14 protein-coding genes are annotated in these 24,300 nt (G+C 36.2%); 7 read left to right on the top strand and 7 right to left on the bottom strand.

The features are described 5' to 3' along the window. Positions 1 to 65: 65 nt before the first annotated feature. The 3 genes from IPN31_04365 (at position 66) to IPN31_04355 (ending at position 4,756) form a co-directional block, all read left to right on the top strand. The gene (locus IPN31_04365; GenBank protein MBK8681136.1) at positions 66 to 2,630 is read left to right on the top strand and encodes an FG-GAP repeat protein; all 2,565 of its coding nucleotides are present in this window, start codon (positions 66 to 68) and stop codon (positions 2,628 to 2,630) included. A 423-nt stretch (positions 2,631 to 3,053) separates the two neighbouring features. Next, a complete protein-coding gene (locus tag IPN31_04360; GenBank protein MBK8681135.1) occupies positions 3,054 to 4,238 on the top strand; it encodes an ImmA/IrrE family metallo-endopeptidase in 1,185 nt (394 codons plus the stop codon). Then, positions 4,235 to 4,756, top strand: a complete 522-nt coding sequence (locus IPN31_04355) for a DUF4411 family protein (GenBank protein MBK8681134.1) — start codon at positions 4,235 to 4,237, stop codon at positions 4,754 to 4,756. Before IPN31_04360 ends, IPN31_04355 begins: the two co-directional genes overlap by 4 nt. A 366-nt stretch (positions 4,757 to 5,122) precedes the next feature. Here IPN31_04355 and IPN31_04350 read toward each other — a convergent pair whose 3' ends face one another. Next, a complete protein-coding gene (locus IPN31_04350; GenBank protein ID MBK8681133.1) occupies positions 5,123 to 6,940 on the bottom strand; it encodes a M2 family metallopeptidase in 1,818 nt (605 codons plus the stop codon). 191 nt (positions 6,941 to 7,131) lie between these two features. Between IPN31_04350 and recA the strand changes: the two genes are divergently transcribed. Next, positions 7,132 to 8,145: a recombinase RecA gene (recA, locus tag IPN31_04345; protein MBK8681132.1), complete on the top strand. Its 1,014-nt coding sequence runs from the start codon at positions 7,132 to 7,134 to the stop codon at positions 8,143 to 8,145. A gap of 66 nt (positions 8,146 to 8,211) precedes the next feature. Here recA and IPN31_04340 read toward each other — a convergent pair whose 3' ends face one another. Next, the gene (locus IPN31_04340) at positions 8,212 to 9,381 is read right to left on the bottom strand and encodes a hypothetical protein (GenBank protein ID MBK8681131.1); all 1,170 of its coding nucleotides are present in this window, start codon (positions 9,379 to 9,381) and stop codon (positions 8,212 to 8,214) included. 333 nt (positions 9,382 to 9,714) lie between these two features. Between IPN31_04340 and IPN31_04335 the strand changes: the two genes are divergently transcribed. After that, on the top strand, positions 9,715 to 11,331 hold the full coding sequence (locus IPN31_04335) for a hypothetical protein (GenBank protein MBK8681130.1): 1,617 nt from the start codon (positions 9,715 to 9,717) through the stop codon (positions 11,329 to 11,331). Between the two features lie 308 nt (positions 11,332 to 11,639). On the opposite strand, the gene IPN31_04330 is transcribed toward IPN31_04335, so the two are convergent. Beyond that, the gene (locus IPN31_04330) at positions 11,640 to 12,539 is read right to left on the bottom strand and encodes an rRNA pseudouridine synthase (protein MBK8681129.1); all 900 of its coding nucleotides are present in this window, start codon (positions 12,537 to 12,539) and stop codon (positions 11,640 to 11,642) included. Positions 12,540 to 12,609: 70 nt separating this feature from the next. Beyond that, positions 12,610 to 13,389 (bottom strand): SMC-Scp complex subunit ScpB, encoded by a 780-nt coding sequence (gene scpB, locus IPN31_04325; GenBank protein MBK8681128.1) that lies wholly within the window; start codon positions 13,387 to 13,389, stop codon positions 12,610 to 12,612. 410 nt (positions 13,390 to 13,799) lie between these two features. Between scpB and IPN31_04320 the strand changes: the two genes are divergently transcribed. After that, positions 13,800 to 17,900 carry a hypothetical protein gene (locus IPN31_04320; protein MBK8681127.1) on the top strand — a complete coding sequence of 1,367 codons (4,101 nt, stop codon included), beginning with the start codon at positions 13,800 to 13,802 and terminating at the stop codon, positions 17,898 to 17,900. Further along, positions 17,806 to 19,155 carry a T9SS type A sorting domain-containing protein gene (locus tag IPN31_04315; GenBank protein ID MBK8681126.1) on the top strand — a complete coding sequence of 450 codons (1,350 nt, stop codon included), beginning with the start codon at positions 17,806 to 17,808 and terminating at the stop codon, positions 19,153 to 19,155. The genes IPN31_04320 and IPN31_04315 overlap by 95 nt, the downstream gene beginning before the upstream one ends. 483 nt (positions 19,156 to 19,638) lie before the next feature. On the opposite strand, the gene IPN31_04310 is transcribed toward IPN31_04315, so the two are convergent. The 3 genes from IPN31_04310 to IPN31_04300 form a co-directional block, all read right to left on the bottom strand. After that, entirely contained in the window at positions 19,639 to 20,661 is a 1,023-nt protein-coding gene (locus tag IPN31_04310; protein MBK8681125.1) for a 2-oxoacid:ferredoxin oxidoreductase subunit beta, read from the bottom strand. 12 nt (positions 20,662 to 20,673) lie between these two features. Continuing rightward, the gene (locus tag IPN31_04305) at positions 20,674 to 22,521 is read right to left on the bottom strand and encodes a 2-oxoacid:acceptor oxidoreductase subunit alpha (protein MBK8681124.1); all 1,848 of its coding nucleotides are present in this window, start codon (positions 22,519 to 22,521) and stop codon (positions 20,674 to 20,676) included. Between the two features lie 117 nt (positions 22,522 to 22,638). Then, on the bottom strand, positions 22,639 to 24,153 hold the full coding sequence (locus IPN31_04300) for a GH3 auxin-responsive promoter family protein (GenBank protein ID MBK8681123.1): 1,515 nt from the start codon (positions 24,151 to 24,153) through the stop codon (positions 22,639 to 22,641). Between the last annotated feature and the right edge of the window lie 147 nt (positions 24,154 to 24,300).

The following is a 24,300-nucleotide window of genomic DNA, read 5'->3' as shown; positions in this document are numbered from 1 at the left end:
GATATTTCTCCTTGTCCGGCGAATTGCCTTTTGTTTTCATTTTTTTAATTAATAAATCTACTGCCATGAAAAACTTAAATTTATTAATCCGCAATTCAATTAAGATTTGCTTATGTATTCTATGCATTTATTTTTTGATGAAGATATTTCCATTAAATAATAATAGCGCTGCAAATGAATTTCCTACTCATGAAGAATATTTGAATAATACAACTACTGTTGTGAGTTCAAATATTTCTAATGCAGGTTTAAATTATAACATTCAACCATGTGGAAATAAGAATACATTCATCGCCTTCAATGCTACTCAAGAAATGTATTTTAATTTCTATGAAAAAGGTTTTAGAAGCCTTACAAAAGATTGGTTTACTGAACTATCACTTACCAATGTTTTAATTGATAATAAAAGTTTACAAACGGGCAGATTAAAGCCTTACGCAAATAGTAATGAATTAAATTATAAGGGAAATAATTTTGAAATTCAATATCTAAATACCGAAGAAGGTGTTCGTCAGAATTTTTATGTTTTAAAGGCACCAAATAACGCTAAGCAATTAATAATTAATCTGAGTTTAAACACATCCTTGCCAAATGCATTTATACATAATAATGAATTAATTATTAGCAGTGATAAACAAAATATTTTTGGATATAAAGATTTGCATGCATGGGATAATAATCATTCCGTATTACAATCCAAAATGGAGTTGAATAATGATATGCTGGCATTAGTAATAAATATTGAAAATGCGGTATTTCCAGTAACCATTGATCCGTTGTCTGTATCTTACAATTGGAAGCAGGAAGGTGATCAAAAAAAATGTCAATATGGTTTTTCTATTGATGGGGGCGGAGATATTAATGGAGATGGTTATGATGATATAATAGTGGGTGCTCCACTTTATACGAATACCTTTGAATCCGAAGGAGCTGCTTTTATTTATTTCGGCTCTTCCTCAGGCCTAAACCATACAGCGGATTGGATACAATATGGAGGGCAATCAAATGCTCAATTTGGAAAATGTGTATCAATTGCAGGCGATGTAAACGGTGATGGTTTTAATGACATATTAATCGGAGCTCATCAATTCAATACCACCGAAAATCTTGAAGGAAAAGCCTTTTTATATTATGGCGGTTCATCAGGTCCATCTTTAAACCCCGCATGGTCAGTTGTTGGTGAAAAAAAATCAGCAAAACTGGGTGAATCTTTATCTATTGTTGGTGATGTAAATGCGGATGGATATGATGATGTGTGCATTGGCGCTCACGGTTGGGATAATGATGAAGACTTAGGAAGTGCAGGTGGAAGGGCAGGCAAAGCGTCAGTTTATCTTGGTTCAGCAACAGGCTTAAATACCATCCCACAAATGACTGTGAAAGGTAGCCAAACAGATGCGAACATAGGAATTTCAATTGATCGTGCTGGAGATGTAAATGGGGATGGCTATATGGATGTGGCTATAGGTGGTTACATATTTTTAATAGGTGATGGAATGATCTGCGTTTTTAAAGGCGGCCCTGACGGAGTTGATTTAGAAACAGGGTTTATGGCTATTGGAGGTGCTATGGATACTTCATTTTATGCCGTAAACCTTTCTACAGCAGGAGATTTAAATGGCGATGGATATGATGATGTTGTAATAGGTGCACCAAGATTTGACGCAAATGGTATTTACCAATCCGGCAAATTACATGTACATTATGGAGGATCTGAGGGTTTAGATTCTGTAATCGGATGGATTGCAACAGGCACGCAATACGATGAGAAGTTTGCATTTAATGTAAACAATGCAGGTGATATTAATCAGGATGGATATGATGATCTTCTTGTCAGCTCAAGATTTTTTGATAATGGCTCAGATACTGATGCGGGAAAGGCAGAATTATATTTAGGTGGTCCCGCACGGCCGCAATCAACTCCGGTTTGGACATTTACAGGTGAAAAACGTTATGATTGTTTAGGAATTAATCTTTGCCGTGCCGGCGATTTAAATGGTGATGGCTTTGAGGATATTATTGTTTCGAGCGATGTCTATTCCGAAAATTTGAGAGATCAAGGAGTGGTGTATGCATTTTATGGAGAGGCACAATCTTGCGACCCCCCTTCAAAACCTTTCGTAAAGAGCTTAACATCAACATCTGTTTTAATTTCATGGAGGTGGTTATATGGCGCAACACTGTATAAGGTTTATTTATTGGATGTGTCTTCAGGCATAGTAAAAACATTTAATTGCACAGATTCCATAAAAAATATTTCAGGCCTTGAGTCAGGCAGGCAATATAAATTAAGTGTAGCTGCAAAATGCGAAGCTGGGTGGACTGATTTTTCTAAAATGATCACGTTTATTACCCCTTCTTTACGTCTTGCATCGGAGATTATTACAGATGATGTTTTCATTTATCCTATACCTGCTGATGAGGAATTGTTTATTAGCTTACCTAAAGCCGACCATGTAACAATCAGAATCTATAACCTGAGTGGAGAAGAATTATATCAAAAACAATTTGATTTAATTGTAGGAGAAGTAATTTCAATTAATGCAATTGCGGAATTTGAAAATGGTATTTATTTATTAAGCATTGAAAATTATGAGAAAAAAATACTGAAAAAATTTATAAAAATTTAAAAGAGACAAATAAAATATAAATTGTCTGAATCAGGATTTGTATGATTTAGGACGAAAGGATTTTCTATTTAGCAGTGACTTTACGCCTAACGAAGGAATTGTTTAACCACCGCAACGTCCCCAAGCTACGCAAGGGAGACGATGCGGAAACGGAAGAGTTTCTTAATAAATTGGTTTTAGAGAGGCGGGAAACTGTGAGAACAGAAAGAAACTATTAAAAAATCGAAACTCAGCGTTATTGGATATTTTCTGTGTATAGCATTGATAGGCAGTCAACTATATGGATGCTATATGTTAGTGATGAAATGTGAGGTTTCGTATATTTAGGAGTTGTGTGGTCATTCTTTTAAAATATCCTCATATCTATGAAATTCTCCAATTAAAAATCCCAAAAACAATATTCCATACTTTTGTTGCATAAATATGGGTGACAAAGCAAACATAACTCCAAATGTTTTGAAATGGGCTAGAGAATCAGCAAGAATGACTGAGGAAACTGCCGCTGCAAAAGTTTCAGTAGCCGTTGCTAAGCTTTTAGAGTGGGAATCTGGCGGTAGCCAGCCGACGATTAGACAAGCACAGACCTTAGCAAAAGCCTACAAGCGACCTTTTGCTTTATTCTTTCTACCAGACATTCCCAAAGACTTTCAACCACTTCAAGATTTCAGAAAAAAAGGCTCAAAAGAACTAACTACTTCATCAATTTTTATAATTCGTGAAATTCAACAAAAGCAAGCTTGGATAAGTGATGTTTACGCAGAAGAAAATGAAGAAAGGTTAGCTTTTTTTGGACGCTTCTCAATTAAAGATAAACCTGAAGTCGTTGCTCACGATATTTTAAAGACATTGAACATTGTTCCTGCAAATTATAAAACCGAAAATCCAATTAAAGAATGGATTGATGCAGCTGAAACGAATGGCATTTTTGTTTCTCGCACAAGTTTTATTCATTCAAGATTAAAATTAGACTCTGACGAGTTACAAGGCTTTGCTATTGCAGACCCTTATGCTCCATTTGTATTTGTAAATTCGGATGACTGGAATGCCCCTCAATTATTTACCCTAGTTCATGAACTGGCTCACATTTGGATAGCTGAAACGGGAATTTCAAATGACATTGAACCTGACCTAAAGAATAAAAACAAATTCCATCCTGTAGAGATATTTTGCAATGAAGTAGCGGCAAACGCATTAATGCCTAAAGAAATTTTTTTAAGTTTTAATGATTCAATTTATCAAAATGCTCAAGACGTTTTTAAAGCAGCCAAAACATTTGGAGTCAGTTCATTTGCTTTTCTAGTTAGAGCTTTAAATCTCAACCTAATTTCTGTTCAGAAATATCAAAAATTAAAAAAAGAAGCTGAAATTGAATATCAAGCTTTTTTAAAACGAGAAGCTGAAAAAAAAGCTGCTTTAAAACTTAGACAAAAAGAAAAGCCAGGTGGCCCTAACCCCTATTTATTACGTTTAAATAAAAATAGCAGGCTTTTTACGCAAGTTGTTCTTGACGCTCTTAGGAATGGTTATGTTCAACCAACTCAAGCAAGCATTTTACTTGGAACGCCTGCAAATAATTTTCATAAGCTAGAAGCACAAATCTATAGATGAGTGCTAACCTAAATATTTATTGTATAGATGCCAATGTACTGATTCAATCTTGGCAAAAATATTATTCTCCAGACTTATGTCCTGATTATTGGGATATTCTAAATGAACTAGGAAAACAGGGGCGCATTTTTATTCCAGAAGAAGTAAAGAATGAAATTATAGTAGCGGATAATTCAGACAAAACCGAAGACGACTTATCTAAATGGTTAAAACGTAGCTCAATTCCAATTCATAAACCAACTGAAAATGTTATTGCTTGCTGGCAAAGAATACTACAAGCTGATCCATCCCATAGGCTATTAGTTCACAATATAAAAGGTCGTTCATTGGCAGACCCTTGGTTAATAGCTCATGCAATGGACACAATTGCGACTGTTGTAACCAAAGAAAATATTGATAGTGCCATGAACTCCAAAAGAGTTAAAATTCCAAATGTTTGCAAAAACATGGGAGTAAGATGCATTGATGATTTTAAATTTATAAAAGAAATAGGAGTAAAGTTTTCAGCAAAACTTTAAGTCATCGACGTGTATAGCACGAACCGCCAACATTGGATCTGCCAAAATATGAGCATGACCTATCTATCTTATAATTTCAGCAGTGTTTTTGACTCCAAAGAAATAAATAATTCGCAAAACCCTTCTTAGTAAAAGACACTACTAAAGCCGATAGGTTAAAATTGTATTGCATTTTTAGCCCCGATAGTAGTGGAAAGCCCGCACCCCGTTTTTCACGGGGGCGGACTTGGAACGGATAGCGGGAAATAGCTCCTAAATTTTTTTCTTATTTACTTACTTCCGCCACAAAAAAAAACCCGGCAGCATCTACCGGGTTTCTAATATTATGTCCTTGGTTGGCATCCACGCCAATGCGAATAAACTACATCAAATTGTTTCAGGCAAAGTATAAGTTCTGCCGGCATTTACTTTCTTTAAATATTCCATCAGTGGTGCAAAATAATCTACCATTGGTTTTGCACTCATGGGGCTGCCAATACTTGTTTGCATGGCATCTCTCCAGTCTTCTGTTGCACCTGTTTTCATAACGCCACGCAGGAAGTCACCTGTTTCTTTACTTCCCCAATAATTAGTGGCAGTGGGTGGTTGTTTTAAAATATTGTTTGCGATATACACATGAAATTGAAACAACAATACATTGCTGATACTGTAATCATAATATTGCGCAGCATCATCATTAATATGTGTTTTAGTGGCAGCATCACAATACATTTCACCACGCTCTGTCGGAGGCACTATACCCTGATATTTTTTTACGAGTTCCCACCACTTTGCATTGTATTGATCTTTCGGAAGATTGTTGGCATATAACTCATATTCAAATTCTGTCATCACTCCACTTCCCCAAGGAATATGCACGATAAAATCCAATGCTTCACTCAGCATTTTTAAAGTATCATTGGATACTACACCGGCAGGAATTAATCCCTGACTTTCCAACAATGGTTTTTGTAAAGATGCTAACCCGATCATGCTACCGAATGCTTCATGAAATCCTCTGTTTGCTCCGCCTCTTAATACCATCGGCACATCCGGATTTGAATATTCTATGTAATAATAAATATGTCCTAACTCATGCAACACTGTACTCCACCATTCTGTATTTGCTTCTACACTCATGAGCGAACGCACATCAGCGCCAAGATCCATATGCCATGCAGAGGCATGATTATTTTTATTATATCCTGCATTTTCAGGTAGTGGATACAATGAAGATTTATCCCAAAAACTTTGTGGTAATTCCGGGAAGCCCATGCTCACCCAAAATTCTTCGCCTGTTTCCATTACCCACTTATCACCTTTTTCTGCAAGCACAGGATCAATATTTAATCCTTCCACATTCACCATTGCAGTCCAGTCTTGTCCCCAACGATTCGGCAACCAATGTGCAGGAATATAATCCGGAACAGGCTGTTTGTATTTAGCCGCTAATTCATAACGAGCCCACGTATGTAATTCACGATACAAAGGCCAAACATCCTGAATTAAACTCTGTGTAAGATCACGCATTTCTTGCGTAGTCATTCCATATTCAGAAACCTGATATGCAAAGAAATCAGAATAACCCAGAGGCTGCACACATGCATTTCTTTGATTCCGCAATTCTGCTAATCCATCCTTTAAAGTAGTGCCTACTTCCTTACTTGCTTCCCAAGCGCTCTGACGTTTTTTTACATCCGTTTCATCACGCAATATTTTATCCAGATCATTTGTGCTTACTTGTTTTCCGTTCAGCATGTATTTATATCCGTAAAGTAATTCCACCTGTTTGTTTGTAGCATCAATTCTTTTTTTCACAGCATCACCTGCAGTTTCAGGATTGTTGCCCGCCATAAATAAAATGGCTTCAAATTGTTTTGCTTGTAATGGAGTGAGTTTATCTTTTTCAGCAATAAATTTTTTTGCGCTGTCAATATTTGCAGTGCTGCCTGTATATTTTGCATACGCTTCATCTGCAATTGCAGCATTGTGTGATGCAGTGGTATCACCTTCAATAATTTTTGTATTTAATACCCATTGCCCTTCAGCAGATGCGTAATAGAGTTTTTGATATTCCGCATTGTAATTGTCTAAATATTTTTGTGCATCAGCTTGCACTTTGCTGTTGTCTGCAACTTTTTCTTTTGGAGCACAAGCAGCAATGCTGATTGCGATTAGTGTTAAGTAAAAATAATTTTTTATCATGCTTTTGATTTTAAGTCTGCGAATTTACAATGAATGATTGCGATAGCGAAGTATTTAACATACTTTGTGAACTCTACAGGGAATAGAATGTATTATCAATGCAATTCATTTCCCCGGAAAAAATGTTCTTCAAAAATCCCTACTTTCGCAATACTAATTTTATTTATTCTTAAAAATTTTAAATCCTCTATATGGCAGAGTCTTCAGATAAATTAAAGGCGTTGGGTTTGGCAGTTGACCAACTAAATAAAACATACGGCAAAGGCACAATTATGAAACTGGGAGATTCTCCAGTAGTAACCGGAGATACAATTCCTTCTGGTTCACTCGGATTGGATGTAGCTCTCGGCATTGGTGGTTACCCACGAGGAAGAGTAATTGAAATTTATGGACCTGAATCTTCAGGAAAAACTACACTGGCAATTCATGCAATAGCCGAAGTGCAAAAGAAAGGTGGTATTGCTGCAATGATAGATGCAGAACATGCATTCGATAAATCGTATGCAGAAAAATTGGGAGTAGATACAGAGAATCTGTTAATATCTCAACCCGATAATGGTGAGCAGGCTTTGGAAATTGCCGAGCATTTAATTCGGTCGGGTGCATTGGATATTGTGGTGATAGATTCCGTGGCTGCATTGGTACCAAAAAGTGAATTAGAAGGTGAGATGGGTGAAAGCAAAATGGGTTTGCAGGCAAGGCTGATGAGTCAGGCATTGCGGAAGCTTACAGGTACAATAAATAAAACCGGATGTTGCTGTATTTTCATCAATCAATTGCGAGAAAAAATCGGAGTGATGTTCGGAAATCCTGAAACTACAACCGGAGGAAATGCACTGAAATTTTATGCATCCATACGTTTAGATATTCGCCGCATCGGACAGATAAAAGAGAAGGAAGAATTTATCGGCAACCGGTCGAGAGTGAAAGTGGTGAAGAACAAAGTAGCACCACCATTCCGACAAGCCGAGTTTGATATTATGTATGGAGAAGGTATTTCTAAGTTAGGAGAAATTGTTGATCTCGGTTCCGATACCGGAGTAATTACAAAAAGTGGTTCATGGTATAGCTATGGTGAAACGAAATTAGGACAAGGCAGAGAATCAGTAAAGGAATTATTAAAAGATAATCCTGATTTATGCGCCGAGTTAGAAACGAAAATAAAAGAGAAAATGAAATTGATCTCGGAAGAGAAAAAGAAGTAAAAAATTAAATCCCGGGCGACTGGGATTTTTTGTTGGTTATGAAACATTACTTTAATGCAAAACCATTTATAGCTTTTTAAACAATAAATTTTGAAGCTCAAATGGTACATGAATATCATCAATGCCATCGATTATTTCAATGTCTAATTTTCTTTGAGCTACTCCTTCAATTCTACTTTGAATAGTTTTTTTATCTTTTTCTTGACACTGCAAGTATATTTTTTTAATATTTGTTCCTTTAAAGAATGCCTTATCAACTAAGCTGTTTAAAGTTGGAAATGAATAACCAAATACAATTAAAGTTGAAGCTTTTTCAGGGATAGATATTTTTATATTTCTAAATAATTGTTTTCTATCATCAAGCCATGAATAGGAAATAGAATTATTGAATGATTTTTCTTTTGATAATAACTCATCATTATACTCAATAATCACATTAATAAATTTTGCAATGTGGTTTAAATCATTAATTTCATTTATGTTATTATAAATTGGATTAGATGCAACTATGATTTCTTGAATAATATTTTTATTACTTGAATTGAGCGGATTTGTCAAAGTCGCACAACAACCGTTTATTTTATATAGTAAAGTCTTTGTTAATTGTTCCGGTGCAGGGCTATCCCAAATTTTATTATATCTAACTATACGTTTTGTAATAATATTTTCTTCAAAAGTTTTCTTTTCATGAAGCCAATGAAATCGTTTTTCTATCATCGCTTCCTCTAATTGGTAATCATAATTCCAAGTGAAAAACTTAACTTCATCTGGAATATGGCCACTTCTCGTTAACGACATTAAAGTAGTGAAAAGTGTTTTATACCTTGTATCAACTCCAAAAAAGCATTGATTTAAAAGAAAAAAAATTGAAGTGATTCTTGTTAGTTTAAAAAAGTTTTCCTTATTTAATGTGTTGTATTCTGTTTCTGCCAGAATATCGAGATATGGCTCATGAGACAGCTTATTATTCAGCCATTCGAAATCATGCATAATTTCAATCAATTTAGAGATATTATTTCCTATTCTAATTTGACTTTTTAATTGATTAATTCTAGTTATTAAAAAATTTAACCTATTGGAAATATTAAAAGTTGTTGGTGTTACCTGTAATATACTTTCATGTTCTTTAACCCAAGCTTTATTTTGACCTTCAATTAATTTGTTTATATAACTAACATTTCCATAACTACTGTTTCTACCAGCACTTGCGCCAGCTCCAAATAAATAGATATACATCCTTTTAAATTTTCAATAAAGCTATCTTATATATTTATATCAAGGATTTGATTTGCACAAATTGTTTAAAATTGAGGTACTCACTTTCGTTTTCGCAGCCTATAAAACTCCATTAAGAACAATAATCAGTTTTAACCCTGCGCAATACCATATCAATTTGTTTTGTTTTAAAAATTCCTTTAACTCTGCTTGCAAACCCGCTATTTTGTACTTAATAATTAATATTAATAAAATCAATTATTTCCATCAAGCGCAATGCAAATTGTCTCATTTCCTTTTTAAATATTAAGAGCTTCGTTTATTTTTAGCCTTCAAATTAAACCAACTTATAAAATGAAACCACATTACTCCTCACAATCCTCAACATTCCAATTCCATTATATTTTAATAACTCTATTTTTTACCATAGTAACTTTTACTGCAACAGCTCAACATAATGTGCGTGTTGAACTTAGTGAACAATATTCAGAACCAAATAACTCTACAGTATTTGATGTAGTGGGTTACGATGACGGAGGCTTTGTATTTAGCAGATATAATAGAAAGGGAATATATAATCTGGAAATTTCCTTAGAGAAATACAATAACGCATTAAAATTTTTAACACTAAGAGATTATGAATATGAAATAGATGGAGAAGAAGTGGAATATAACAGTCCATTTTATTTTAATGATAAGCTCTATTTATTGGCAACAACACAAGTTAAGAAAACAAAAAATACAAATGTCTATTATCACGAAGTAGATGCGAACACACTCAATACAAATCGGGATCCTGTTTTATTAAAATCAATTCAGGAATTGGATAATGGTAGTGTGGCTCTTGCGAGTTATGCAATCTCTCGTGATGAGCAAACACTTGCATTTTATGGTTTGCCAGGATATATAAAAAAAGGGATGGCTTTAGCAGGAATTCCCATTAAGTTTAGTTCCGAAAAAGATGAAACAAAGGGAAGCATTTCTGTCTTTGTTGGAAATATGGAGAAAAAATGGGAGCTTGACTTTACATTACCTTATCAAGAAAAATTATATAGCATAACTGATGTAGATATTGACAACAATGGCAATTTTTATTTCATGGGATTATTATATAATGAAAAGGCAAAATCGAAAGTGCGTGGATTGCCAAATTATCAATATATACTAACTGCATTCAGAAATAATGGCAAAGAAAAAGCAGAATATAATATTTCATTAGATGAAAAATTCATTACCGATTGCAGTTTTATTTTAACAAATGATAATAAAATTGTTTGTGCAGGATTTTATTCAGATAAAGGAACTACAACCATTAAGGGTACTTTCTTTATGACCATAGATCCGGAAACTAAAGAAGTATTATCAAAAGGCACCACTGATTTTGATACTGAGTTTTTAAAATTATTTGTATCAAACAGTAAAGCAGAAAAGGGTTCGGAATTAGCAAGTTTCTCTCTTGATGAAATTATAGTGCGTTCAGACGGCGGCGCATTATTAATAGGTGAAAAATTTTATGTTACTACAAGTACATATAGGGATCCCAATACTGGCAAAACTTCTACATCTTATCACTACCATTACAATGATATTATGGTTATAAATATTAATCCTGATAACACTGTTAAATGGGCTACTAAAATTCCGAAAAAACAAACTGCCAGTTCGGGATTTTATTTATCTTATGTATCCCATGTAAAGGATGATATGGTTTATCTGATTTTTAATGACAACGAAAAGAATCTCGATGAAAAGAATCCGGATAAAATTTATTCTTATGATGGAAAGAATTCATTTGCAACTATAGTAAGTATTCAGCCAGATGGCAAGTGGGATAAAAAAGCTCTCTTTAGCAATAAAGAAGTTGGTGTAGTTATGCGTCCCAGCGTTTCGGAGCAAATCAATGATGATGAATTGCTTTTTTATGCAGAGAAAGGAAAAAAGTATGTGGTTGGAAAAGTGACGTTTGATTGAAAGATTTTCGTTCAGCAGCTTACACAACAACATTATAAATTAGCCGAGTTTTGTTTCTGTATAGTTCAAGACTCCTTTAAAAAAATCAATCAATCAGATTTAACTCTGCCCAATCCCAAACTAACTTATTTAATAATAATGAGTAAGCATTTTAAAAATCTCAAAGAAAAATTTTTGCAATAATATTTAAAGCAGATGCGCTTTATTTTCAATAGGAAATTTGCAAAATAAATAGAAGGATTTTATTTTTTTTATTCACCATTCATCTCATTATGCATCGGGACTTTCAGCCATTCACCATTCACCACTCACTTACTTAGGTGTTTCAAAAAAACAACTTCTTTCGGCGAGAGATGTCGCCATCTTCCTCTCGGTAAATCTTTTTTAGTAAGTCCGGAATACACCGTGCGATCTAACTTTTCAATTACATAACCCAAGTGTTCAAAAATGCGGCGCACAATTCTATTCTTGCCAACATGCAATGTAATACCAACGATATTTTTTTTCGTTGGATGTGAATATGCAATATCATCAATTGCTGCAATACCATCTTCTAATTCTACACCATTTGCAATTTGCTGCATATGTTTTAATGATACTGCTTTATCTAATTCAACTTCATATATTTTCTTAGCACTATGCTTCGGATGCGATAACAATTGTGCAAGATCACCATCATTGGTAAACAATAATAAACCCGTTGTATTTCTATCCAATCTACCCACAGGATACACTCTTTCATTTGTGGCATTGGTAATTAAATCCATCACGGTTTTTCTGCCACGTTCATCATCCAAAGTGGTTACAAAATTTTTCGGTTTATTTAAAAGTATATAAACATAATTGGCGGGCTTTATAGTTTTATTTTTATAAGTAACTACATCTTTTGGTTGCACACGATAACCCATTTCTGTAATTACTTTTCCATTCACTTGCACTAATCCGTTTGCAATTAATTCATCCGCTTTTCGCCTTGCAGTAATTCCCGCATTAGCTAAATATTTATTTAACCGAATGCTGGAATCTTTTTTTATTTTGACAGAATTATCTGGAAGAGATTTATTTTTTGTTCCTCGTGATGATTTAGTTTCTGTATCCAATAAATTCTTAGCTACTTTTTTTTCATCTCGTTTTTTATACTTTTCCTTTTCTACTTTTTGGGCATAGTAAGTTTGCTTACGTTCTTTATTTGTTCCTGATTTTTCCATCTCAGGTTCAGTACCATGTTCTTTTTTTAATCGGGAAAAACGAATTGCACGTTCTAATTTTTCCTGCTGCTTAAGCTTGCTCTTTGGATGCAGATCCTTCGGAGTTATCTTCTCCGGTGTTGTTTTCTTCGGAGTTATCTTCTCCGGAATTATCCTCTCCGATGTTGGTTTCTTGGGTGTTGGTTTCTTCGTTGTTTTTTTCATTGTATTCATTTTGTGCGTCATCACGACGCTCGTCTTTTTTTACTTTTATTGTGAAAGTATGATCTTCATGTTCCTCCACATTCACCATTATATCTCCCGGATCACCAATAGCCATATCCTTTTCAAATTCCTTTAATTTGGGTAATTCTTCTATCGAGTTAATTCCAAAGTAATCCATAAAATATTGTGAAGTTCCATATAATAATGGTTTACCTGGTTGCTCAGCTCTTCCTGTAATTTTTACGAGATCACGCTCCATTAATTTTTGAATTGTATAATCGCAATTCACACCACGAATTTGCTCAATATCATTTTTAGTAACCGGTTGAGAGTATGCTATTATTGATAAGCACTCCAGCGCAGCAGTACTTAGTTTGCGTTTTGCTCTTTGCTGTAATAATGCAGAAATAGGTTTATGAAATGCGGGCTTTGAAAGAAATTGGTAACCGCCTCCACTTTTTACTATTTCAAATATGTAGATATCATCTTCATATTTAAGTTCTAGTGCATTTACATATTCTTGAATTGCATCAATACTTATTTCTTCACCACTGTAGGTGAATAAAACAGTCTGCAGTTCTACCAGTGAAATCGGTGATTCCGAACTGAAAATCATCGCTTCAATAATTTTTGATAAATCATTCATCACTTTGCAAAGGTAGATTTTGAGTTTTGTATTATTAATACTGGCTTAAAATAAGAATTAAACAGAGTTTAAAATTTCTTAATATCTAAATGAGGTGAATATTAGATTTGGATAACTCAAGAAGGTAGTCTAGTAACAAATATAAAAATTGTTGCATGTTACAAATATTAGTAAATGCCAACATAAATTAAGAGGAAAATCACTATCAACAGTCTTAAAATGCCTTGAATTGAGGTATTTATAGCCCTAAGTGGGTAATTTTTCCATAACATGCCACAGGTCACATTTCACAATTTCATGTAAATTAATTGTGCTTCAAAGAAATTATTGCAGCCATTTTTAAAAGCTATAGAAAGTCAATTTATTTTTGGCACATCATCACCATTATTTTAACTTTTAAAACTTTATTTATGAAACAGACTTTACCCCTATGGAGAATGTGTCTTTTAATGACAGCATTCGTCCTGATGAGTATTGTTGGATCTGCACAAGCGTTGATTAGCACATGTTGCGAAACAACGGTTTGTGAAGGTGATTCAGTGATTCTCACATCGAGTCCTGGATACGAGTATCTGTGGAGTAACGGTGCAACCACCCCCTCAATCGTCGTGTACGAGTCGGGAGATTTCACAGTTACTGTTACAGATGCAGAAGGTAATACTAGCGTATCACCTGGCGTATCCGTTACCGTTAACCCATTACCTGATGGTAGTTTAAGCCCTGCCGGGCCCATTACCTTTTGTAAAGGCGAATCCACAGAGCTAACTGCAAGTGGCGGCGTTTCTTACGTTTGGAGCAATGGAGCTACCACTTCATCTATTACAGTAACCAAAGCTGGATCTTATTACGTAGAAATAACCAATGAATTTGGTTGTAGCGTAACTATGGGTCCTGTAGTTGTTACTGTTAACCCTAAACCTATAGCCGTTATTACTGGAGGAATTTGCAACTTTTGCGAAGGTGGCTCAGTAATTTTAACAGCAAATTCAGGTGCTTCTTATTTATGGAGTACTGGTGAAACTACTCAATCAATAGTAGTAACCACCGGTGGAGATTATACTGTAACAGTAACCAATGCATTTGGTTGCTCAAATACATCTCTACCTACAACAGTTACAGTTTATGATAATCCTGAACCTGTAATTAGTGCAGATGGTCCAACAGAATTTTGTGATGGTGGTTCTGTTACCTTGACTTCAACTGCAGGTGCTTCATACTTATGGAGTACAGGTGAAACTACTCAATCAATTACTGTTGATGGAACAGGTTGTTATACTGTTACAGTAACCAGCGAATATGGTTGTGAAGGATCTGATGAAATTTGTACAACAGAATATCCAAATCCAGAATGTTCAATAGAAGGTGTCTTAGAAATATGTACAGGCGAATGCACTACATTATCAGCACCAGAAGGATACAGTTACTTATGGAACACAGGTGCAACTACTTCATCGATTGAAGTATGTACAGGTGGTGTTTACTCAGTAACTATCACTAATGAATATGGTTGTTCATCTACTTGCGAAGTAGAAGTAATAGAACATGAAGTACCAATGGTACATGTAACTCCAGACGGTCCAACAGAATTCTGTGAAGGCGGCTCAGTATTATTACAAGCCTCACCAACAGGACCAGGTTATACTTACGAATGGAGATATAATGATGGAAGTGGCTGGGTAGTAGTAGGCTACGGAGACACTTATCTTGCATCATTACCAGGAATGTATCATGTTAGAGTAACGAGTGAATATGGTTGTGAATCAGAATGTGAACCAACTGAAATCATAGTATATGAGAACCCAGTATGTTCAATAGAAGGTGTACTTGAGTTCTGCGAAGGCGCATGTACAACACTGACTGCATCAGGTGGAGTAAGCTATGAGTGGAGCACAGGAGAAACTACAGCATCAATAGAAGTTTGTGCTGGTGGAGTTTATTCAGTTACAGTAACCAACGAATACGGATGTACATCATCTTGTGAAGTTGAAGTTATTATGTATGATACACCAGACCCTGATGTTACAACAAGTTCTTCAACCCCTTATTGTGAAGGACAAACAGTTACATTATGTGCCCAGCCAGACGGTCTGGATTACATGTGGAGCACTGGCGAAACAACACAGTGTATTGAAGTAACAGAAGGCAATACCTATAATGTAACCGTTACTAATGAATATGGCTGTAGCGCTAATTCAGATGAAGACGTTACAATTTTCCATCCGCTTCCTGAAAATGTGGAAGTATCTATTGATGGAGACAATGTTATTTGTGAAGGCGAATGTGCCACATTAACTGTTTCTGCAGAAGGCGATGGTCCATTTACTTATGAATGGAGTACTGGCGAAACAACAGAATCTATTTCAGTTTGTGAAGGTGGTATGTATAGCGTAGTTGTAATGAGTGCTTCTGGTTGTGCTTCAGATTTTGCTTCAATTGAAATAATTGAAAGTGAAATTCCAGTTTGTACAATTGAAGGAATAATTGAATTATGTGAAGGTGGATGTACTACTTTAACCGCACCAGCAGGCTATACATATTATTGGAGCACCGGCGAAACGACTCAATCAATTGAAGTTTGTGAAGGTGGTGTAATTGTATTAACTGTAACTAATGAGTATGGTTGTTATTCAACTTGTACAGCATTGGTTGTTATTAATCCAAATCCAGAATGTTCAATAGAAGGTGACTTAGAAATATGTACAGGCGAATGCACTACATTATCAGCACCAGAAGGATACAGTTACTTATGGAACACAGGTGCAACTACTTCATCGATTGAAGTATGTACAGGTGGTGTTTACTCAGTAACTATCACTAATGAGTATGGTTGTTCATCAACTTGTGAAGTAGAAGTAATAGAACATGAAGTACCAATGGTACATGTAACTCCAGACGGTCCAACCGAATTCTGTGAAGGCGGCTCAGTATTATTACAAGCCTCACCAACAGGACCAGGTTATACTTACGAATGGAGATATAATGATGGAAGTGGCTGGGTAGTAGTAGGCTACGGAGACACTTATCTTGCAACACTTGCAGGAACCTATCATGTTAGAGTTACAAGTGAATATGGTTGTGAATCAGAATGTGAACCAATTGAAATCATAATACATGATAATCCAGTATGTTCAATAGAAGGTGAGTTAGAAATATGTACAGGCGAATGCACTACATTATCAGCACCAGCAGGTTATAGCTACTTGTGGAGTACAGGTGAAACAACTCAATCCATTGAAGCATGTGCAGGTGGTGTTTACTCAGTAACTATCACTAATGAGTATGGTTGTTCATCAACTTGTGAAGTAGAAGTAATAGAACATGAAGTACCAATGGTACATGTAACTCCAGACGGTCCAACCGAATTCTGTGAAGGCGGCTCAGTATTATTACAAGCCTCACCAACAGGACCAGGTTATACTTACGAATGGAGATATAATGATGGAAGTGGCTGGGTAGTAGTAGGCTACGGAGACACTTATCTTGCAACACTTGCAGGAACCTATCATGTTAGAGTTACAAGTGAATATGGTTGTGAATCAGAATGTGAACCAATTGAAATCATAATACATGATAATCCAGTATGTTCAATAGAAGGTGAGTTAGAAATATGTACAGGCGAATGCACTACATTATCAGCACCAGCAGGTTATAGCTACTTGTGGAGTACAGGTGAAACAACTCAATCCATTGAAGCATGTGCAGGTGGTGTTTACTCAGTAACTATCACTAATGAGTATGGTTGTTCATCAACTTGTGAAGTAGAAGTAATAGAACATGAAGTACCAATGGTACATGTAACTCCAGACGGTCCAACCGAATTCTGTGAAGGCGGCTCAGTATTATTACAAGCCTCACCAACAGGACCAGGTTATACTTACGAATGGAGATATAATGATGGAAGTGGCTGGGTAGTAGTAGGCTACGGAGACACTTATCTTGCAACACTTGCAGGAACCTATCATGTTAGAGTTACAAGTGAATATGGTTGTGAATCAGAATGTGAACCAATTGAAATCATAATACATGATAATCCAGTATGTTCAATAGAAGGTGAGTTAGAAATATGTACAGGCGAATGCACTACATTATCAGCACCAGCAGGTTATAGCTACTTGTGGAGTACAGGTGAAACAACTCAATCCATTGAAGCATGTGCAGGTGGTGTTTACTCAGTAACTATCACTAATGAGTATGGTTGTTCATCAACTTGTGAAGTAGAAGTAATAGAACATGAAGTACCAATGGTACATGTAACTCCAGACGGTCCAACCGAATTCTGTGAAGGCGGCTCAGTATTATTACAAGCCTCACCAACAGGACCAGGTTATACTTACGAATGGAGATATAATGATGGAAGTGGCTGGGTAGTAGTAGGCTACGGAGACACTTATCTTGCAACACTTGCAGGAACCTATCATGTTAGAGTTACAAGTGAATTGGGGATCGGCCTTGGGTGTAGTAGGCTACGGAGACACTTATCTTGCAACACTTGCAGGAACCTATCATGTTAGAGTTACAAGTGAATATGGTTGTGAATCAGAATGTGAACCAATAATAATTACAGTTTATCCAAACCCAGTATGTTCAATAGAGGGAGTACTTGAATTCTGCGAAGGCGAATCAACTACCCTAACAGCATCAGGTGGGGTAAGCTATGAGTGGAGCACCGGTGAAACAACAGCATCAATAGAAGTAATGTCAGGTGGAGTTTATTCAGTAACAGTAACCAACGAATACGGATGTACATCATCTTGTGAAGTTGAAGTTATTGTAAACCCAAATCCTGATCCTGTTATTGTTATCAATTGCTATACTACTGTATGTGAAGGAACAGTGGCAACACTAACTTCAACTCCGGCTACTTCTTATTTATGGAGCAATGGAGAAACAACTCAAAGTATAGATGTAACTGAAGCTGGAAATTATTCTGTTACAGTTACTAATGAATACGGTTGTACAGGTACATCAAATGCAATTGTATTAACAATTATTCCAGCTCCTGAAGCATCAATTACTCCGGAAGGAATTACAGAGGTTTGTTATAAAAACCCTGTAGTATATTGTGCTAACGCAGGTGATGGATTAACCTACCAATGGTATAAGAATGGTATGATAATTCCAGGTTCAACTGGTATGTGTTATACTGCTTACATGGCAGGTGATTATCAAGTTAAAGTTACGAATGCTGCTGGATGTAGCTCATGGTCAGGTGTAGGAACAATTTCCTTACTACCTAATCCTGTAGTTAAAATCACAGCACCTTATGGCTTAGATCTTTGCTGTCTTGGAACAGTGGAATTACATGCTAAGCCGATGGCAGGTTATACATACCAATGGTATTTGAATAACGTAGCTATCCCTGGTGCAACAAGCGATGTATATTATGCAACTGAAGAAGGAGCATATAATTATAGAGCTTGGACAGAAGACGGTTGCTCTCGCAGATCTAAATACAAAATTATTTCTTGCGGTTGCGGTCGTGAAGCTGATATAACTGGAACTGAAATTCGTAATTCTTGGATTGAAGTATTCCCTAACCCAACATCTGAACTTACAAACGTGAAGTTTGCACTGAAAGATGCTAAGTCAGGGGTATCTCTTCAGATAATATCAGTTGAGGGACAGTTAGTATACGCTGAATCGTTCAATGATGGTGATGACATCATGTTCACTACATTGGATCTTGGAGACCTTGCAAAAGGAATCTATTTCATAACTATTACTTCAGGTGCCGAAAGGTTAACCGAAAAGTTAATTGTGAACTGACGCTTCTGAAAACAAACATTGTCCTTAAAAAAACCGCTGTCCTTGGACAGCGGTTTTTTTTTTCAACAGTAAAATCTTGAAACAAGAATTTTAATTACATTTCAATTGATAAAGAGGATGTAATGATATTGGATTTATTGCAAAACTGTAATGTCCAAACAAATGATACAAACACGCACAAATTCATAGAGGATAGGCTTTTTCGCCAAATGGAATTTTAAGTTGGACTCTAATTACCAATAAATATCTTCAACAAATAGATTCTTTAATAAATTGGAATAAGGAATTTTTTAATTCAATTTCAAGAAAAAAGAAATGTAATGAATGGAATTGAGAATGATTATTTAAGATTGAATAGTAATGTTATCAGAATTTAAAAATCCGCACACTGTATTCCAATAATAATTGCAAAATGCATTTCCTTCTTTGATTAAAGGTTTTGAAAATTCATTTAAAATTTAGAGTATTCACACTTACTATGAATTATTTTATCTCCCAGGTTTCATTCCCCATTAGCAAAGCATCTAAATCGCCTTGTCCATGTTTTTCGATAGAGAGATGTAATTGATGATTTAGCATATATTCATAAGTTGCACGCTCTGTGGCATAGAATACACCAAAAGGACGGGGAAGATGACCTTCAATAGTTGGATTGTCGTGAATACGAGTAAGTATTTGTGCTTTGTAAATATCTTTTTCATCATGTACCCAACAATCGTCCTTGGAATAACCATCACTGAATTTTATTATCACTGGCGTAAATCCGTCTAGCTTCAATCCCATGTCATCATTTTCACCAAATACCAATGGCTGACCGTCGTGTACAAATATATCATTCAGCTTCTTGCTACTTTTTTCTGTAAAAACTTCAAAAGCGCCATCATTAAAAATATTACAGTTCTGATAAATTTCTAAGAATGATGCGCCCATATGGTGATAAGACCGAAGCAATGTTTCCTGCAAATGTGCCGGATCTCGATCCATACTGCGTGCAACAAATGTTGCATCTGCACCCAATGCTAAAGCAGCGGGGTTGAACGGATGATCAATAGAACCCATTGGGGTACTCTTTGCTACTTTGCCAAGCGGTGAAGTAGGAGAATATTGCCCTTTTGTTAATCCATAAATTTCATTATTGAAGAGTAGAATATTTACATTAAAGTTTCTTCTCAATAGATGAATCATATGATTGCCTCCGATTGATAAGCCATCTCCATCGCCGGTAATAATCCAAACACTCAGATCAGGACGGGTGGCTTTTAATCCGCTAGCAATTGCAGTTGCCCGGCCATGAATACTATGCATTCCAAAGGTATTGGTATAGTATGGAAATCGGGAAGAACATCCTATTCCGGAAATAACCACAATATTTTCACGTGGTAAACCTAGTTTGGGTAGAATTGTATGCACTTGTTTCAGGATGGAATAATCACCACAACCGGGGCACCAACGTACCTCTTGATCTGTGGCAAAATCTTTTGCTGTTAATTGAGACACATCGCTCATATCTTTTTGTTTTTATGCTTGTTCAGCTAGTTCTTTTACAATAATTTCTTTTAATTCCGCACTGGTAATTGGTACGCCTTTTATTTTATTATAAGCGATTGCTGGAATCATAAATTTATCCCTTATCACTTTTACCAATTGACCATTATTAATTTCAGGAATAAGCACTTTATCAAAATTGAATAATATCTCACCCAAGTTTTTGGGGAAAGGTTTAAGATGACGCAGATGTACATGACTTACTGCATATCCATCATTCAATAAATCAGTTACGGCACTTTGAATGGCGCCGTAAGTAGATCCCCAACCTAAGACAAGTAACTTTCCTTTATCATCTCCAAGATCTATTTCCTGATCGGGTAAGAATTGAGCGATGCGCTCCACCTTTTCTTCCCGAAGTTTTACCATGAATTCATGATTGTCCGGGTCATAAGAAATATTACCTGTGATATTTGCTTTTTCTAACCCACCGATACGATGCTCTAAACCTTTTGTGCCGGGAATTGCCCAAGGCCTTGCAAGTTTTTCGTTGCGCTCATACGGATGAAAGACTTCACCATTCATTTTAGGGGGAGCAAATGAAACAGGGATCTCCGGTAGATCTGCAGCTTTAGGAAATTTCCATGGTTCAGCACCATTGGCTATATATCCATCACTTAATAAAATCACCGGAGTCATGTGTTGCATTGCAATACGACATGCTTCAAAGGCTGTGAAAAAAGCATCACTCGGAGTTTTTGCAGCAAGCACAGGCATAGGACATTCACCGTTTCTGCCGTAAAGTGCTTGTAATAAATCTGCTTGTTCTGTTTTTGTAGGTAAGCCTGTACTAGGTCCTGCCCGTTGGATATTAATAATAACCAAAGGCATTTCTAGCATAACTGCCAGGCCCATTGCTTCTCCCTTTAATGCCATACCCGGACCGGAAGTAGTGGTAATTGCCAATTGCCCGCCAAATGCTGCTCCGATGGATGCGCTGATTGCTGCAATTTCATCTTCTGCTTGAAAAGTGCGCACACCAAAATTTTTATATCGGGCAAGATAATGCAGAATATCTGATGCAGGTGTTATAGGGTAAGAGCCAAGAAATAATGGTAATCCGGATTTTTTTGAAGCGGCTATCAAACCCATTGAAACTGCTTCGTTACCCATAATGCTGCGATAGACACCTTTATCCATTGGTGCTGCTGCAACACGATATCTGGAGGTAAACACTTCTGTGGTATCGGCATAACTAAATCCCGCATTTAATGCAATTTTATTTGCTTCCAATATATCAAGTTTCCCTTTGAATTTAAGTTCGAGAAAACGGATAGTGCTATCCAGACTGCGGCTGTACATGTAATATAAAAAGCCGAGTACAAACATATTTTTGCAACGGTCTTTTTCTTTTACCCCGAGCGGAATATCTTTTAATGCTTCTCTTGTAAGTTTTGTAACATCAATTTTTATTAGCGGGTAATTATCTAATGAATCATTTTCCAGTGGGTTTTCAGCATATTCTGCAAGTCGCAGATTTTTACTGTCGAATCCATCGGTATTCACAATAATAGTAGCACCAGGTTGCAATGCTTTTAAATTCACTTTTAATGCAGCTGCATTCATAGCAACTAATACATCACAATTATCACCAGGAGTAAATATTTTCCGACTTCCGAAGTGCAATTGAAATCCCGAAACGCCGGGAAGTGTACCTGCGGGGGCACGAATCTCGGCAGGAAAGTCAGGGAATGTTTGCAGGTCGGAACCTAGCAGTGCTGTGTTGTTTGTAAACTGTCCGCCGGTGAGTTGCATACCGTCACCACTGTCGCCGGCAAACTTAATTACCACATGTTCCAGTTCTTTAATATTGTCAGGCATAGCCTATAGAAATTTCGGTTAAAATAATAAGGCGCAAATTAGTTGAAAATCATTGCATGTTTAATGATAGATGTTATCATTTTCTACATTGTATAAACTTTGTGAATCAGAAATAATTCATTTAGGGAGCATAGCAAGAATTTCTTCAATATAATTCCGCTCATTACTCAGTCGGGGTACTTTATGCTGGCCTCCAAGTTTGCCTCTGGATTTTAACCAATTGTAAAAAGTGCCTTGTGGTGCAATATGAATTACAGGCAGTTCGAGAGCTATATTTTTATATCGCTTTGCTTCGTAATCGGAATTAATGGATTGCAAAGTATTGTCTAAAACTTCTGTAAATATTTTTATATCGTTGGGTTGTTTATCAAATTCAATAATCCATTCATGACCGCCTTTTCCTTCACCAGAAAAATAAATGGGAGCTGCGGTATAATCTTTTATGATTGCACCGGTGGCAAGACATGCTTTGCGAACGGCTTCATCCGAATTATCTACAATTACTTCTTCGCCAAAAGCATTAATAAAATGTTTGATGCGGCCACTTACCTGCACACGGAAAGGATGTGTGGAAGTGAAACGAATGGTATCACCTACTTTATATCTCCACAAGCCGGCATTGGTAGAAATTACCAACCCATAATTTTTGCCCACTTCTACTTCAGCTAAAGAAATGGTTCGGGGAAATTCTTTATCAAATTCTTCCACCGGAATAAATTCATAGAAAATGCCATTGTCCAAAATCAATAGCATATCATCTGCTTTTAATCTATCCTGAAAAGCAAAAAATCCTTCGGAGGCATTATAGGTTTCGATATAATTCATATCATCACCACGAATTAATTGATTGAACTGTTCACGATAGGGTTTGAAACTTACGCCACCATGAATATATAATTCGAGGTTTGGCCAAACATCTCGCAAATTATTTTTTCCGGTTATTTCAAATAGGCGGCGGATTAATACAATGGTCCAGGTGGGGACGCCGGCAATATGAGTTACATTTTGCTTAACGGTATGCTGCGCCATCTTTTCTATTTTCTCCTCCCATTCACTCATAAGTGCAATAGATAGGTTTGGTGTTTTTACAAGATGTGCGAAAATGGGCAAGTTCTGCATCATCACCGCACTTACATCTCCAAAACGGGAATATTCATTGAGTTGATTTACCTGATGGCTACCACCCATTACCAAACCTTTGCCGGCAAATAGATTGGATTCAGGTTGATTGGTTAAATACATTGCCAACAGGTCACGACTCCCTTTGAAATGGCAATCGTCGAGAGACACTTTTGTAACCGGAATGAATTTACTTTTATCGCTGGTGGTGCCTGATGATTTTGCAAACCAGGAAGTGGTGCCAGGCCACAACACATTGTCTTCTCCTTTCATAATGCGTTCGATTTCTGTTTTAAAGAAATCATAATCCTGAACGGGAAAACGATTTTGATAATCTGAAAATGTTTTGATGGAGGTGTAATCAAATCTTTGCCCCCAATTGGTATCTTTTGCTGTTTGCACCAGATAATTGAACATACGCTCCTGCGCATCTAAAGGGTTATCCGCAACGGATTGGATGCGGGAAACTTCCCGAGTAAAAAACCAACTTGCTATGTTATGGAGTAGGTTCACTTGTGATTTTTAAGCCGCAGAGTTACTTACGGGAAACTCTGTAGGAACTGTAAAAATACTTATTGACTGTTGAACATTGAGCAAGAACTTTGACTATTGACTATTGATCAAGAACATTGACTATTGACCATTGACTATTGAGAAGAC

It is taken from the genome of Bacteroidota bacterium (assembly GCA_016715425.1).
GTDB lineage: Bacteria > Bacteroidota > Bacteroidia > Chitinophagales > BACL12 > JADKAC01.
Note: the sequence above shows the minus strand (reverse complement) of the source record. Positions and strands in the feature narration are given on the sequence as shown.